The following is a 13,991-nucleotide window of genomic DNA, read 5'->3' as shown; positions in this document are numbered from 1 at the left end:
TGCGGCTGGGTTCACCACCAACCCCACCACGGCCACGGCGCCGGACGCGTCATCACCACGTCGACCTGTTCGCGCACCGGCCACAGGTAGACCACTTCGGCGTCGACGATCGGGAAGCGGTAGTCGTACTGGCCGATGCGGCGGTTCTCGTAGCCGCTGATGCGACCAGTGAAGGTCACTTCGCGGTTCTTCTCGAACAAGGCCGGATCGTAGAAGCCGGTACGGCAGGCCAGGAAGCGGCCGCCGATGTCGTCGTTGGCCCAGTAAGGGCGTCCGCTGCTGCCCAGGCGGGTGGAGATCATCACGAAGCAGGTGCGGTTGGCCTGCGGGTCGACCTCGACCACGCGGCCGCCCCAGCGCACGGTCGCGCCGGTGCTGTCGTTGGCGGTGGCGTCGGCCGGTGTGATCGGATTGAACGCGCCCTGCAGCGGTTGCGGCTGGGTCGCGCAGGCGGCCAGCAGGCCGACGCTCGCGGCCAGCAGGACCAGGCGGGGGGTAAGACGGATGCTCATCGGCCTTCTCCATTAGGGCCCGGGCGATGCGCGCGCAGCGCCCTGATCAATTCGCGCTTCTCACGGGCGTCGCGCCGCCCGGGTTCCGCAACAGCGTACCGCCAATCGGCGAAACGGTGGCTGAGCGCCGCCAGCGCCGGGGCCAGGTCCGGTCGGCTGCGGGCCACCCGGTCGGTCCAGTCCTGGGCCGGCTCGTGCGGTTCGCGCGCCAGACCCAGGCGACCGTAACGGCGGCCCAGCGCATGCCAGGCGCGCAGGACCGGGTCGCGTTCGCGCTGGCCACGGCTGCTCAGCCACACCATCCACAGCAGGGTCAGGCCTGCCGCCAGGCCGAACAAGGCTACCAAGCGGCCCGTGTCGAGCCTGTCGATGCCGAAGGGGCGCAGCAGGTTCTGCTGGCGGTTGGCGTCGAAGCCGAGCACGAAGTCGTTCCAACCGCGCCGGGCCCAGTCGCCGAGATTGAAGATCGGGGTGGCCGTGAGCCCGCCGAGCAGGTTGGCGCCCGGGGCGCGGTCGGCCAGGGTGTCGTAGACGCGCTCGGGCGCGACCGCGGCGGTCGGATCCACCCGCACCCAGCCGCGCTGCGGCAGCCAGACTTCGGCCCAGGCGTGCGCATCGGAGCGTCGTACCAGCCAATAGTCGCCGATCGGATTGCGATAGCCGCCGGCATAGCCGGTGACCACGCGCGCCGGGATGCCGGCGTTGCGCATCAGCACCACGAAGGACGAGCTGAAGTGTTCGCAGTAGCCGGCTTTGTAGTCGAACAGGAATTCGTCGACCGCATGCCGCCCGGGCAGGGGCGTGTCCAGGGTGTAGGCGAATTCGCGATGGACCCAGTCCAGCGCGCGCTGCACCAGCGCCGCGTCGTTGCTGCCCAGCTCGCGCCGCCAGCGCAGCGCGAGCGTGCGGGTGCGCGGGTTGTAGCCCTCGGGTAGGCGCAGGGCAGCCTCGCGCAGCACGCTTTGCAACTGCGGCTGATAACTCAGCGGCGGCGCCGAGCGCAGGCGCCAGCGGCTGAGCGCGGTCAGCGGGCGCGCGGTGAACAAGCCGTGATCGATCGACAACCGGGTATCCGGCGGCGCCGCCAGCGGCAGGTCCAGCGCGACCAACTGACGGCCGTCGGTGGGTTCGAGTTCGATCTCGTAGTCCCAGCGCGCGTCGCCCGGTTGAGTTTGGGCCGGCGGTAGCCCGCGATACCACCGCGGCTGGGTCCATTCGCGGCCGTCGAAGTCCCACAGCACCGGGCCGCGCCAGTACATCTGCGAGGGTCGCGGCACCGCGCCGTTGAAACGCACGCGCAGGGTCGGCGTTTCGTCGTTCATCAACTCGGCCCAGCCGCCCGGGGTCATGCTGCCGGACAGGCCGGGCCGGCTCAGCGAGCGGTCGGGCACGCCCCACAATGGGGTGCCCAGGCGCGGAAACAGCCAGAACGCCGCCAGCGCCAGCGGCAGGCCGATCGCGACCAGGCGCGCGATCCCGGCCAGGCGCTGCCAATGGCCGAGCCGACGCACGCGTTCGCCGGATTCGAACTCGGCCAGGCGTTGCAGCGTCGCCAGCGCCAGCAGCGCCGCGATCAGGCCCAGCACCAGCGACAAGGGCCCCTGGTCGAGCAGGAAGGTACCGAACGGCGCGAACAGGGCGAAGCCGATCAGGCTGCGCGCATCGCGCAGGGTCGAGGTCTCGGCGGGCTTGATCGCGAGCATCGCCGCAAGCAGCGCGCAGCCGGTGTCGCGGCCGATGCCGAAGTTCATCTGCATCATCACCGCGCCGATCAGCACCAGCGCCAGCAGCGCGCGCACCACGAAGTTGAGCGGGCGGCGCCAGGCCAGCAGCGCGATCGCGATGCCGCAGGCGGCGATCAGCGCGGCCAGCAGCGGCGTGAGCTGCAACAGCAGCGGCAGCATGCACGCGGCCGCGGTCGACAGGGTCCAGGCCCGGCTGCCCGAATCCAGCAAGGGCGAGTTCGACTTAGGCATGCGGCATCAGCGCGAGCGCGCGCAGGCAGGCATGACGATGCGCGCCGCCGCTGCTGGGGCCCAGCTCGGGCTGCCCCGGCAGCATCAGTCGATAGCGGCGGCCGTCGCGTTCGGCTTCGTCGACCCAACGCGCCAGGCGCGCGATCCGCGCCTCGTAGCCCAGCGCGAGCACCGCGCGCCAGTCCAGCACCACATCGGCGCCCAGCGGCTGTTCGTATTCGCGCACCAGCAGCGCGTCGCGCCGCGCCGAAGGTTTCCACGCGATCGCGCGACGCGCGTCGCCGCTACGGTAGCCGCGCAGGTGATGGACGTCGTCGCCGCTGGGATGCAGGCGGGTCTGGATCTGATCGCCGCTGCCGGTCGGCAGCGGAGGGCCGTGCGGTTCCGGGGCTGGATACACCAGCAAGGGCGCGTCCGGCCAGACGTAGGCCCAGGCGCGCGCCAGGCCGAGCGGACGTGTGGTCGATACGCGCAGGCGCGGCAGCTCAAACCAGCCACGCTGGCGCGTCGCGAAGCTCAGTTCGGCCTCGCCGCTGCCGGCGTCCAGGTCCAGCGGCGCTAGCGCATCGCTGTCGCCGTCGTCGTCCACGCGCAGGCCGCGGCGCGCGCGTTCGGGCGGCGCCTTGGCGTGCACGCGCACGCGCAGCGGCTGGCCGGCGGCGATCGGTTCGGCGTCGATCGCGACCACGCTCAGGCCGGTGAGCTGCATCTGCGCCGCGATCAGGCTGGCCAGCCCGGCGCCGGACAGCAGCAGAGCGAGCAGCAGCGCGGGATTGTTGTTGTAGTTCAGCGCGCCCAGCAGCATCGACATCAGCGCGACCGCGAAGAACAAGCCGAAGCCGGTCGGCAGCACGTACACGCGGCCACGGTGGAAGGTCGCCGGCAAGGCCTCCGGATCGCGCGGTCGCGCGAACTTGCGCAGGCGCGCGCGCAGGCCGGGGCGCGGACGGTCCGCCATCGCGCTCAGTCCACCGGCACCGCGTGCAGAATCGCCTTGGCCAGGGCGCCGTCGTGTCCGGCATCGGCGTCGGCGACCAGGCGGTGCGCGGCGACCGGCGCGAACAGCGCCTGCACGTCCTCGGGCAGCACGTGCGCGCGGCCCAGCAGCAGGGCGTAGGCGCGCGCGGCGCGCAGCAGGGCCAGGCCGGCGCGTGGCGACAGGCCCACGCGCACGCCCGGATGGCGGCGGCTGCGCGCGAGCAGCGCCTGCACATAGCCGATCAAAGCGTCGCTGGCGTGCACCGCGTTGACCGCGCCGCGCGCCGCGATCACGTCCTCGCTGCCCAGGATCGGCAGGGTCTGGGCGATCAGGTCGCGGCGATTGGCGCCGGCCAGCAGGTCGCGTTCGGCGGCCTCGCCCGGGTAGCCCAGCGCCAGTCGCAATAAGAAGCGGTCGAGTTGCGAGTCAGGTAGCGGATAGGTGCCGGCCAGGTCGACCGGGTTCTGGGTCGCGATCACGAAGAACGGATCGGGCAGGGCATGGGTGGTGCCGTCGACGGTGACCTGGTGCTCGGCCATGGCCTCCAGCAACGCGCTTTGGGTGCGCGGCGGCGCGCGGTTGATCTCGTCGGCCAGCAATACCTGCGTGAACACCGGGCCCGGATGGAACTGGAAACTGCGCGCCTGCGGATCGAACACCGACACGCCGACCACGTCGGCCGGCAACAGGTCGGAGGTGAACTGCACGCGCTGGAACTCCAGCCCCAAGGTCGCGGCCAGGGCGTGCGCGAGCGTGGTCTTGCCCAGTCCGGGCAGGTCCTCGATCAGCAGATGGCCGTCCGACAGCAGGGCCACGAACGCGAGCCGGACTTCGTGCGGCTTGCCCAGCACCAGGCCGTTGACCTGCGCTTGCGCGCGATCGAGGGCGTCGCGCAGGCCATCGGTTAGCATGGATGCCGTCGTGGGGGATGCCGCCATCGTGCTCGTCTCCTGAGAATCGCGTCGAAAATCCGGAGCGCGCCGCATTGCGGCCGCTGCGTCCGGTGCGCGACGGGCAGGGCGCCTATGCGCCACGTCCGCCCGCGTCGAGTCCATCAGAGTGTAACGAGGTCGCGAGTCGATGCGGGATGCGGAACAGCTTGCTGCAAACCAGGCGGATGCGAACGAGGTCGATGTCCATCGGGACCTTGTGATGCGCCGCACTTTTTGGGTTTTGTGGACGCTGGTCCTGTCGCTCAAGTTGCTGGTCGCCGCGCGCCTGCCCTTGTTCGTGGACGAGGCCTTCTATTGGTGGGAAGGGCGGCATCCGGCCGCGGCCTATTCCGACCTGCCCGGTCTGACCGCCTGGCTCGCGCGCCTGGGCACCACCATCGGCGGCGAACACACCCTGGCTTTGCGCGCGCCGTTCCTGGCGATCGCCGCGCTGCTGCCCTTGCTGGTGCAACGCATCGCCGCGCGCGAATACGGTATGCGCGCTGGCTGGCAGGCGGCCTGTTTCGCGCTGCTGCTGCCCTTGGGCGGCACGCTGGGCCTGCTGGCCTTGCCGGACGCGGCGATGGCGCTGGCGACCTTGCTGTGCATGGACGCGGGTGCGCGCCTGCTGCGTCGCGTCGATGCCGCCACCGCGCTGGAACTGGCCGCCGGCCTGAGCATAGGCGCGCTCAGCCATTACCGTTTCATCGCCGTGATCGGCGTGGGTTTCTTGGCTTTGCTGATGTTGGCCGATGGCCGCCGCGCCTTGCGCGACGTGCGCACCCTGACCGCGATCGCAATCGGCGCTTCGGCCTGGGCGCCGCTGGTGTTCTGGAACGTCGAGAACGCCGAGGCCGGCCTGCGTTTCCAGTTGGTCGATCGCCATCCCTGGGCCTTCCACGGCGACGGCCTGTGGTTCGTCGCGATCCAGGCTCTGCTGGTCACGCCGCCGCTGTTCCTGGCGCTGATGCTGGCGGCCAAGCGCGGTTATCGCGCCCACGCGCAGGCGACGCGCTACTTCGCCCTGCTGGGCGGTCTGCTGGTGTTGGGTTTCTTCGCCCTGGGTTTCTTCGCCGACACCGAGCGCGTGAGTTTCCACTGGCCCTTGCCCGGCTATTTCGCACTGCTGCCCTTGTTGCCGGCGCTGCTGGCACAGTGGCCGCGCTGGGCGCGGCGCCTGACCTGGATCGCGGCCGCGCTGGGCCTGTTGTCGATGCTGGGCTACTACGTCGCGGTGTCGGTGCCGCAGGTGCGCGCGCTGAGCGCGGCGCAGAAGTGGTATCCGAGCAACTTCGCCGGTTGGGACGAGCTGGCCGCGAGCGTGCGCGCGCGACGCGCGCGCATGCCGGCCGGCACGCGCCTGATCGCCGACAACTTCAAGGTCGCCGCCGAGCTGGGTTTCGCCCTGCGCGATCCGCGCATCGCGGTGCTCGATCATCCGCTCAATCACAAGCACGGCCGCGCGCCGCAGCTGCAACTGTGGGGCCTGAGCAGCGCGGGGCGCGCCGACTGGGGCGATGCGCCGGTGCTGCTGGTGGTGGGCGCCAGCGAGGTCGAGTACAAGAACCTGCTCGATCGCTACCAGGCCTTGTGCGCGATGGTCGGGCCGCTGCCGCCGCCGCAAGTGCTCAACGTCGATCATGGCCGCCAGCGGTTCCTGCTGTTCGCGCTGGACCGTCCGCGCACGGGCGCGTGCACGACGCCGGCGATGGCCTGGATCGACACGCCCGAATCGCGCGCGCGCATCGGTCGCCGCTTCGACCTGCGCGGTTGGGCGTTCAAGGACGGGGTCGGATTGGATAGCGTCGAGGTCACCCTCGACGGGCGCGTGGTCGCGCAGGCGCACTACGGCCTGGAACGCCTGGACGTGCAGGCCTATTGGGCGCGTTCGCGCGATCCGCGGCAGCCGCAGGTGGGGTTCACCGCGCAGGTCGCGCTGGACGCGGGCGTGGCGCCGGGCCGGCATTGGCTGGGTCTGCGCCTGCGCGGGCGCGACGGCAGCGTCGAGACCTGGTCGGAGCAGCCGGTCGAACTGGTCGACGCGGCGCCCTGAGTCGGAACCGCGCCGACGCGCTGCGCGCGCGTCGACGCGCGTGCGCTCACTCCTGCGGCGCGACGTCCAGATAACCGCCGGCGGCGGCCACCGTGGCCCACAGATCGGGCTTGGCCTTGAACGAACGGTCGAACAGACGTTCTGCGCCCGCGCGATCGCCCTGGATCAGGTAATACGCGCCGATCTCGGCCAGCTTGGTTTCGTCGCCGTCGTTCACGCTCAGGAAGCGATCGAACATCGCCTTGGCCTTGTCCCACTCGCCGGCCTCGCGATAGACGCGGGCGATGCGGTAGAAGTCGGTGTCCTCGGGCTTGCCGGCCAGCACTTGGTCGAACAGCGCCTGGCCTTCGGCCTTATGGCCGCCGAGGTAGTAGACGCGGCCGACCGCGATGCGTTCCCAGCTGCCCTTGCCGGCCAGCGCGGTGGCGGTCTGCAGCAGGGCCATGGCGGCATCGGGCTTGGGCTTGTCGCGGTAGGACGGCGCCGCGACCTTCTGCGCGGCGGTGCCCACCGCGATACCCGAGACGAACAAAACTCCCGCGACGGCTGCGGTGCGAATCTTCATGCTGGTTTTCCCCCTGGATAGTGCCGCGAGCATAGCCAAGGTCTGCTCGCCCGTGAGGCGCGCGTGGCTGCGTTTGCGTCGAAGCGGTGCCGGACTAGGGCAGGGCGTAGCCGGCCACGCGCAGCAGGCGAGCGGTTTCGATCAGCGGCAGGCCGATCAGGGCGCTGGGGTCGCGGTTGTCGATCGCGTCGAACAAGCTGATGCCCAGTCCCTCGGATTTGAAGCTGCCGGCGCAGTCGTAGGGCTGCTCGGCGTCGACGTAGCGTTCGATTTCGGCGCGGCTCAGTGCGCGGAAGCGCACCACGGTGACGTCCAGGGCGCCCTGCGTGGCCTGGCCGCCGCGGGCCAGGCTCAGCGCGGTCAGGAAGCGCACCTCGCGCCCCGACATCGACGCCAGCTGAGCGATCGCGCCGGCGCGGTCGCCGGGCTTGCCGATCGGGCGGCCGTCGAACTCGGCGACCTGGTCCGAACCCAGCGCCCAGGCCCCGGGCCTGCGCGCGGCGACCTCCTCGGCCTTGGCCCGGGCCAGGCGCTGGGCCAGGTCCAGCGGCGATTCGCCCGGGCGCGGGGTCTCGTCGACCCGCGGGCGCTCGCAGTCGAAGGGCAGGCGCAGGCGCTGCAGCAGCTCGCGCCGATAGACCGAGGTCGAGGCCAGCACCAGCGGCGCCGGGGGCGGGGAGGCGGGCATGGCGGCCGCGTTCAGGCCAGCGGCGCGCGCGCGCGCTCGATCTGCGACAGCTGCTGCTCGATCCGGCCGCGCGCGGCGTCGATCGAGGCCCGGACCTCGGCCAGCTGCTCGGGGCTGGCCGAATTGCCGTGGTCGCGCAGCCACAGGCGCTGGCGCAGCATTTCGCGCATGGCGTCGCCGACCGGGTCCAGAGTCAGGTCGCCGGCGACCGCCTCGATCTCGGCCCGGGCCGTGCGCAGGCGGGCTTCCAGGGCATCGGCGGCGTCCAGCAGCTCGCGCACCGCGCGCTGGTGGCGGCCGGAGCCGCGGCGCAGGCCGAACGCGACCACGGCGGCGGCCGCCAGCGCGGCCAGAAGCAGGATCAGGGTGGTGGTCACGGCGGAGTCGGCTGAACGCAGGGAAAGCCGAAGTCTGACCCGAGGGCCCAGCCGGCGGCAAATCCCCGCCAGGCCTGGATTTCCGGTTTGACATCAGGGGGTTGGGTCTCTAACATTCCGCGGCTTATGTCAGCGGACGTGCCAGCCGGGCGGGTGCCCGAAGTACTCGATGCCTGGCGCCTGGTGGCCGCAAGGCGCGGCGTCGAGGGGCGCGTGCCGTTGTCGTCGTTCAAGCGGCTGCAGGACAGTCTGCTCGATACCGAGGGTGACGTGACGTTCTCGTTGGATTTCGCCAACGACGAACTGCAGGTGCCCTACGTCGAGTTGAAGATCGATACGGCGTTGCCGCTGCTATGCCAGCGCAGCCTGGAGCGGTTCCTGCTGCCGGTGCAGATCGTGCAGCGCCTGGGCTTGATCCGCGAGGAAGCGGACGAGGCCGGGCTGCCGCCGGGTTACGAACCGCTGCTGATGCCGGAAGACGGCCAGCTGCGGACCATCGAACTGGTCGAGGACGAACTCATCCTCGCCGTACCGGTGGTGCCGATGGCTCCGGGCACGGAAGCGATGGAGCGGGACTGGCCGGCCACCGAGGCCGAACAGGAACGCACCCATCCCTTCGCGGCGTTGTCGGCGTTGAAGAACAAATCGAACTGATCCACCGCGGCGCTCCGCAAGACGCGCCCGGGCAGTACCGCAAACTCTCAGTTTCAGTTTCCACAGTTTCTCTTGGAGCAAGACCATGGCTGTCCAGAAGTCCCGCGTTTCCCCGTCCCGCCGCGGCCAGCGCCGCGCCCATGACGCGCTGACCAGCAAGCAGCTGGCCACCGACCCGACCACCGGCGAGACCCACATCCGCCACCACGTCACCGCCGACGGCTACTACCGCGGCAAGAAGGTGATCAACACCCAGTCCAAGGTCGCCGACGAAGAGTAATCTTCGCTTCGCCCGTCGCGCCGCGCGCACGCACCAGCGGCGCGCGGGGCCGTCGCCGATCCGGCCGCCGCTGTCATAGCGCGCGGAACCAACACGTGCTTACCCAGCACGCGGGACCTGCGGCCGCCACGGCGGGGTTCCGCCGCCAGCGCGTCTGGCGGAATGGCCCGATCGGGCCTGGCTACGGTTCCGCAGCGGAGTGGTGATGACTGAGCAGCGCAAGCAAGACCGGATCTATTCGCGTGTCGCGGGCACCGGCAGCTATCTGCCGGAAAAGATCCTGACCAACGACGACCTCGCCAAGATGGTCGACACCAGCGACGAGTGGATCGCGGCCCGTACCGGCATCCGCGAACGCCACGTCGCCGCCGAAGGCGAAACCACCTGCGATCTGGCCTACCACGCCTCGCTGCGCGCGCTCGAAGCCGCCGGCGTCGCCGCGCAGGACCTGGACCTGATCGTGCTCGGCACGACCACGCCCGACCTGATTTTCCCGTCCACCGCCTGCCTGTTGCAGCACCGCCTGGGCGCCAACGGCTGCCCCGCGTTCGACGTCAACGCCGCCTGCTCGGGCTTCGTCTATGCGTTGACGGTGGCGGACAAGTTCATCCAGTCCGGCGCGGCCAAGACCGTGCTGGTGGTGGGCTCGGAAACCCTGACCCGCATGATCGACTGGAGCGACCGCGGCACCTGCGTGCTGTTCGGCGACGGCGCCGGCGCGGTCGTACTCAAGGCCGACAGCGAAACCGGCATCCTCAGCACCCATCTGCACGCCGACGGCGGCAAGAAGGAACTGCTGTGGAACCCGGTCGGCGTCTCGGTCGGCTTCAAGCCGGAAGAGCACAACGCCGGCGTGAAGGTGATGATGACCGGCAACGAGGTCTTCAAGCACGCGGTCAAGGCGCTGGATTCGGTGGTCGAGGAGACCCTGGAAGCCAACGGCCTGGACCGCCACGACATCGACTGGCTGATTCCGCATCAGGCCAACCTGCGCATTATCGAAGCCACGGCCAAGCGCCTGGACATGCCGATGGAGCGCGTGGTGGTCACCGTCGACAAGCACGGCAACACCTCCTCGGGCTCGGTGCCGCTGGCGCTGGACGAAGCGGTGCGCGACGGCCGCGTGCAGCGCGGCCAGCTGGTGCTGCTGGAGGCCTTCGGCGGCGGTTTCACCTGGGGCTCGGCGCTGCTGCGCTACTGACCGGCTCGGTCTTCGCCGCCTCATCCGACGCGCCCGGCTTGCCGGGCGCGTTCGTTTTCGCGCCTGAATTCGCGTCTTTGGAAACTGTCGCAATGCGTCACGATACGCGCGAGTACAGACGATGACGCGGTTTGCCTCGTATCATGCCGGTCCTTGACGAACTGGACCGGCGTTCGCGCCACGACTCGATGAGCCACGACTCCCTCGCTTTCGTGTTTCCCGGACAGGGCTCGCAATCGCTGGGCATGCTCGCCGATCTGTCCGAGCTGCATCCGCTGATCCGCGAAACCTTTGCCGAGGCTAGCGACGGCGCCGCGACCGACCTGTGGGCGCTGAGCCAGGGCGGTCCGGAAGAAATGCTCAACCGCACCGAATACACCCAGCCGGCGCTGCTCGCCGCGGGCGTGGCGGTGTGGCGCCTGTGGCAGACCCAGGGCGGCGCGCAGCCGGCGCTGCTGTCGGGCCACAGCCTGGGCGAGTACACCGCCCTGGTCGCCGCCGGCGCGCTGTCGCTGAAGGACGCCGCCCATCTGGTGCGCCTGCGCGGACAGTTCATGCAGGACGCCGCGCCCGCGGGCACCGGTGCGATGGCCGCCGTGCTCGGCGCCGAGGACGCGCTGGTGCAGGAAGTCTGCGCCGCGGTGTCCGGCAAGGACGTGGTGGTGCCGGCGAACTACAACTCGCCCGGCCAGATCGTGATCGGCGGCCATGCCGCCGCGGTCGACGCCGCGCTGACCCTGCTGGCCGAACGCGGCGTGCGCAAGGCGGTCAAGCTGGCCGTGAGCGTGCCTTCGCACACCCCGCTGATGCGCGACGCCGCCAACCGCCTCGGCGAGGCGATGGCTGGCCTGAGCTGGCGCCAGCCCGCGCTGCCGGTGGTGCAGAACGTCGACGCCCAGGCGCATGCCGAGCTCGACGCGATCCGCGACGCGCTGGTGCGCCAGCTTTATCTGCCGGTGCAGTGGACCGGCTGCGTGCAGGCCCTGGCCGCGCGCGGCGCGACGCGCGTGGCCGAATGCGGCCCCGGCAAGGTCCTCAGCGGCCTGGCCAAGCGCATCGACAAGTCGCTGGACGCGCGCCCGCTGGGCACGGTCGGCGATTTCGAGGCCGCCTTGGCGGACTGGTCGCAGGCCTGAACCCTATCCTGGTCAGGCTGGCTGCGCGCTCCGCCCGTTTCGGGCGATGATCGCGCCGACGCCGCACCGAACCGTCGCCGCAGCGAATAGAAAGAAACGGAGCACTACATGAGCACTGGACCCCTAGCGGGCGAAATCGCCCTGGTCACCGGCGCCAGCCGCGGCATCGGCGCGGCGATCGCCGACGAACTGGCCGCGCAAGGCGCGACCGTGATCGGCACCGCCACCAGCGACGCCGGCGCCGCCGCGATCGGCGAGCGCCTGGCCGCGCACGGCGGCCACGGCCGCACCCTGGACGTCGCCGACCCGGCCTCGATCGAGGCGGTGATCGACGCGATCGGCAAGGACATCGGCGCGATCTCGATCCTGGTCAACAACGCCGGCATCACCCGCGACAACCTGCTGATGCGCATGAAGGACGAGGACTGGCAGGCCATCCTCGACACCAACCTGACCAGCGTGTTCCGCACCAGCAAGGCGGTGATGCGCGCGATGATGAAGGCGCGCAAGGGCCGCATCGTCAATATCGCCTCGGTGATCGGCGTGACCGGCAACGCCGGCCAGGCCAACTACGCCGCGGCTAAGGCCGGCATCATCGCCTTCAGCAAGTCGATGGCGCGCGAGATCGGCAGCCGCGGCATCACCGTCAACGTGGTCGCGCCCGGCTTCATCGACACCGACATGACCCGCTCGCTGCCCGAGGACGCGAAAAACGCGATGCTCGGCCAGATCGCGCTGGGCCGTTTCGGCGAACCGGCCGACATCGCCCGCGCGGTGGCGTTCCTGGCCGGCCCCAGCGCGGCCTACATCACCGGCGAGACCCTGCACGTCAACGGCGGCATGTACATGCCATGAGCCGTCGTTGCCAAGCGTAAACGATTGAACCAAAAGGGGTTTCGCGCATGCTCGCGAACGCCCCCGATTCCATTAGACTATTCCATCGAAAACCCCTCACGGGAGGAGCACAAACTCATGAGCAGCATCGAAGAACGCGTCAAGAAGATCGTGGTCGAACAGCTTGGCGTTAAGGAAGAAGAAGTCACCAACAACGCTTCGTTCGTCGACGACCTCGGCGCTGATTCGCTCGACACCGTCGAGCTGGTGATGGCGCTCGAAGAAGAATTCGAGTGCGAGATCCCGGACGAAGAGGCCGAGAAGATCACCTCGGTGCAGCAGGCGATCGATTACGTCAAGGCGCACGTCAAGTCGTAATCGGCGTAGGCGGCGCGGCGGCCAGCGCGAGCGGACCGCCGGCGTCGTCGGCAAAACCAAACCGGGGCCGCATTGCGGCCCCGCGTTTTTAGGGCCGGTGGATACGCCGGCGTAGCGTCAGCAACCCGCGTCAACAATCGCGTCAACAGTACGGAGTGCTCCATGTCCAACCGTCGCGTAGTGATCACCGGCCTCGGCATCGTTTCCCCGCTTGGCAACGATCTGGCCAGCAACTGGGACGGCATCGTCAACGGCCGCTCCGGCATCGGTCCGATCACCTGGTTCGACGCGTCCAACTTCACCACCCGCATCGCCGGCGAAGTCCGCGACTTCGACATCGGCAAGTGGGTCGGTCCGAAGGACGCCAAGAAGATGGACGAGTTCATCCATTACGGCGTCGCCGCCTCGATGATGGCGATGGAGGACGCGGGCCTGGTCGTGGACGAGTCCAACGCCGAGCGCATCGGCGCGCTGATCGGCTCGGGCATCGGCGGCCTGCTCGGCATCGAGGAGCAGACCATCAAGTACCACGAGGGCGGCCCGCGCAAGATCTCGCCGTTCTACGTGCCCAGCACCATCATCAACATGCTGCCCGGCCAGGTCTCGCTGCTGACCGGCATCAAGGGCCCCAATTTCTCCGCCGTCTCGGCCTGCGCCACCTCCAACCATTCCATTGGCATGGCGATGCGCATGATCCAGTACGGCGACGCCGACGTGATGATCGCGGGCGGCGCCGAGCGCGGCGCCTCGCAGACCTCGGTCGGCGGTTTCTGCTCGATGAAGGCGATGTCGACGCGCAACGACGATCCCACCCGCGCCTCGCGCCCCTGGGACAAGGACCGCGACGGCTTCGTGCTCGGCGACGGCGCCGGCATCCTGGTGCTGGAGGAGTACGAGCGCGCCAAGGCGCGCGGTGCGCGCATCTACTGCGAGCTGGCCGGTTTCGGCGCCAGTTCCGACGCCTTCCACATGACCGCGCCCAGCGAGAACGGCGAAGGCCCGGCGCGCTGCATGGCGGCCGCGTTCAAGGACGCCAAGATCAATCCCGAGGACGTGGCCTACCTCAACGCCCACGGCACCTCGACCCCGCTGGGCGATCTGGCCGAAACCCTGGCGATCAAGCGCGCGCTCGGCGACCACGCCTACAAGACCATGGTCAGCTCGACCAAGTCGATGACCGGCCACCTGCTGGGCGCGGCCGGCGGCGCCGAGGCGATCTACTCGGTGCTGGCGCTGCACCACGGCATCATCCCGCCGACCATCAACCTGGACCAGCCGGGCGAGGGTTGCGACCTGGACTACGTGCCCAACGTGGCGCGCGAGAAGAAGGTCGACGTCACCGTCTCCAACGGTTTCGGTTTCGGCGGCACCAACGGCACCCTGGTGTTCAAGCGGATCTGATCCGCGCACCCTCGGCGCTCGCCGC

At 70.0% G+C, this 13,991-nt stretch carries 15 protein-coding genes; 8 read left to right on the top strand and 7 right to left on the bottom strand.

Features of this window, described 5'->3' with window-relative positions:
- Positions 1–11: 11 nt before the first annotated feature.
- Genes ASE43_RS16890 through ASE43_RS16875 form a run of 4 tightly spaced genes read right to left on the bottom strand, consistent with a single transcriptional unit; the run spans position 12 to position 4,378 of the window.
- Entirely contained in the window at positions 12–512 is a 501-nt protein-coding gene (locus ASE43_RS16890) for a Slp family lipoprotein (protein ID WP_056173413.1), read from the bottom strand.
- On the bottom strand, positions 509–2,488 hold the full coding sequence (locus ASE43_RS16885) for a DUF3488 and transglutaminase-like domain-containing protein (protein ID WP_057161292.1): 1,980 nt from the start codon (positions 2,486–2,488) through the stop codon (positions 509–511). Before ASE43_RS16885 ends, ASE43_RS16890 begins: the two co-directional genes overlap by 4 nt.
- The gene (locus ASE43_RS16880) at positions 2,481–3,446 is read right to left on the bottom strand and encodes a DUF58 domain-containing protein (RefSeq protein WP_057161291.1); all 966 of its coding nucleotides are present in this window, start codon (positions 3,444–3,446) and stop codon (positions 2,481–2,483) included. Before ASE43_RS16880 ends, ASE43_RS16885 begins: the two co-directional genes overlap by 8 nt.
- Before the next feature lie 5 nt (positions 3,447–3,451).
- On the bottom strand, positions 3,452–4,378 hold the full coding sequence (locus ASE43_RS16875) for an AAA family ATPase (protein ID WP_162250600.1): 927 nt from the start codon (positions 4,376–4,378) through the stop codon (positions 3,452–3,454).
- Between the two features lie 241 nt (positions 4,379–4,619).
- Between ASE43_RS16875 and ASE43_RS16870 the strand changes: the two genes are divergently transcribed.
- Entirely contained in the window at positions 4,620–6,452 is a 1,833-nt protein-coding gene (locus ASE43_RS16870) for a glycosyltransferase family 39 protein (RefSeq protein WP_057161290.1), read from the top strand.
- A gap of 46 nt (positions 6,453–6,498) precedes the next feature.
- Here ASE43_RS16870 and ASE43_RS16865 read toward each other — a convergent pair whose 3' ends face one another.
- The 3 genes from ASE43_RS16865 to ASE43_RS16855 form a co-directional block, all read right to left on the bottom strand.
- Positions 6,499–7,017 (bottom strand): tetratricopeptide repeat protein, encoded by a 519-nt coding sequence (locus tag ASE43_RS16865; protein WP_056173428.1) that lies wholly within the window; start codon positions 7,015–7,017, stop codon positions 6,499–6,501.
- A 94-nt stretch (positions 7,018–7,111) separates the two neighbouring features.
- On the bottom strand, positions 7,112–7,705 hold the full coding sequence (locus tag ASE43_RS16860) for a nucleoside triphosphate pyrophosphatase (RefSeq protein WP_057161288.1): 594 nt from the start codon (positions 7,703–7,705) through the stop codon (positions 7,112–7,114).
- An 11-nt stretch (positions 7,706–7,716) separates the two neighbouring features.
- Positions 7,717–8,082: a hypothetical protein gene (locus tag ASE43_RS16855; protein WP_056173434.1), complete on the bottom strand. Its 366-nt coding sequence runs from the start codon at positions 8,080–8,082 to the stop codon at positions 7,717–7,719.
- A gap of 126 nt (positions 8,083–8,208) precedes the next feature.
- Between ASE43_RS16855 and ASE43_RS16850 the strand changes: the two genes are divergently transcribed.
- The 7 genes from ASE43_RS16850 to fabF all read left to right on the top strand — a co-directional run bounded on the left by ASE43_RS16850 (position 8,209) and on the right by fabF (position 13,966).
- The gene (locus tag ASE43_RS16850; protein WP_056173437.1) at positions 8,209–8,736 is read left to right on the top strand and encodes a YceD family protein; all 528 of its coding nucleotides are present in this window, start codon (positions 8,209–8,211) and stop codon (positions 8,734–8,736) included.
- 85 nt (positions 8,737–8,821) lie between these two features.
- Positions 8,822–9,016 (top strand): 50S ribosomal protein L32, encoded by a 195-nt coding sequence (rpmF, locus tag ASE43_RS16845; RefSeq protein WP_056173439.1) that lies wholly within the window; start codon positions 8,822–8,824, stop codon positions 9,014–9,016.
- A 205-nt stretch (positions 9,017–9,221) separates the two neighbouring features.
- Positions 9,222–10,217: a beta-ketoacyl-ACP synthase III gene (locus ASE43_RS16840; protein WP_056173443.1), complete on the top strand. Its 996-nt coding sequence runs from the start codon at positions 9,222–9,224 to the stop codon at positions 10,215–10,217.
- A 188-nt stretch (positions 10,218–10,405) separates the two neighbouring features.
- On the top strand, positions 10,406–11,353 hold the full coding sequence (gene fabD / locus ASE43_RS16835; RefSeq protein WP_057161514.1) for an ACP S-malonyltransferase: 948 nt from the start codon (positions 10,406–10,408) through the stop codon (positions 11,351–11,353).
- Between the two features lie 108 nt (positions 11,354–11,461).
- Positions 11,462–12,208: a 3-oxoacyl-ACP reductase FabG gene (gene fabG / locus ASE43_RS16830; protein WP_056173446.1), complete on the top strand. Its 747-nt coding sequence runs from the start codon at positions 11,462–11,464 to the stop codon at positions 12,206–12,208.
- 117 nt (positions 12,209–12,325) lie between these two features.
- The gene (acpP, locus tag ASE43_RS16825; protein ID WP_031373652.1) at positions 12,326–12,565 is read left to right on the top strand and encodes an acyl carrier protein; all 240 of its coding nucleotides are present in this window, start codon (positions 12,326–12,328) and stop codon (positions 12,563–12,565) included.
- A 162-nt stretch (positions 12,566–12,727) separates the two neighbouring features.
- A complete protein-coding gene (gene fabF, locus ASE43_RS16820; protein WP_056173449.1) occupies positions 12,728–13,966 on the top strand; it encodes a beta-ketoacyl-ACP synthase II in 1,239 nt (412 codons plus the stop codon).
- The last annotated feature ends 25 nt before the right edge of the window (positions 13,967–13,991 follow it).

The organism is Lysobacter sp. Root983 (assembly GCF_001429345.1).
Classification (GTDB): Bacteria; Pseudomonadota; Gammaproteobacteria; order Xanthomonadales; family Xanthomonadaceae; genus Lysobacter.
This window is presented reverse-complemented; position numbering and strand designations above follow the sequence as displayed.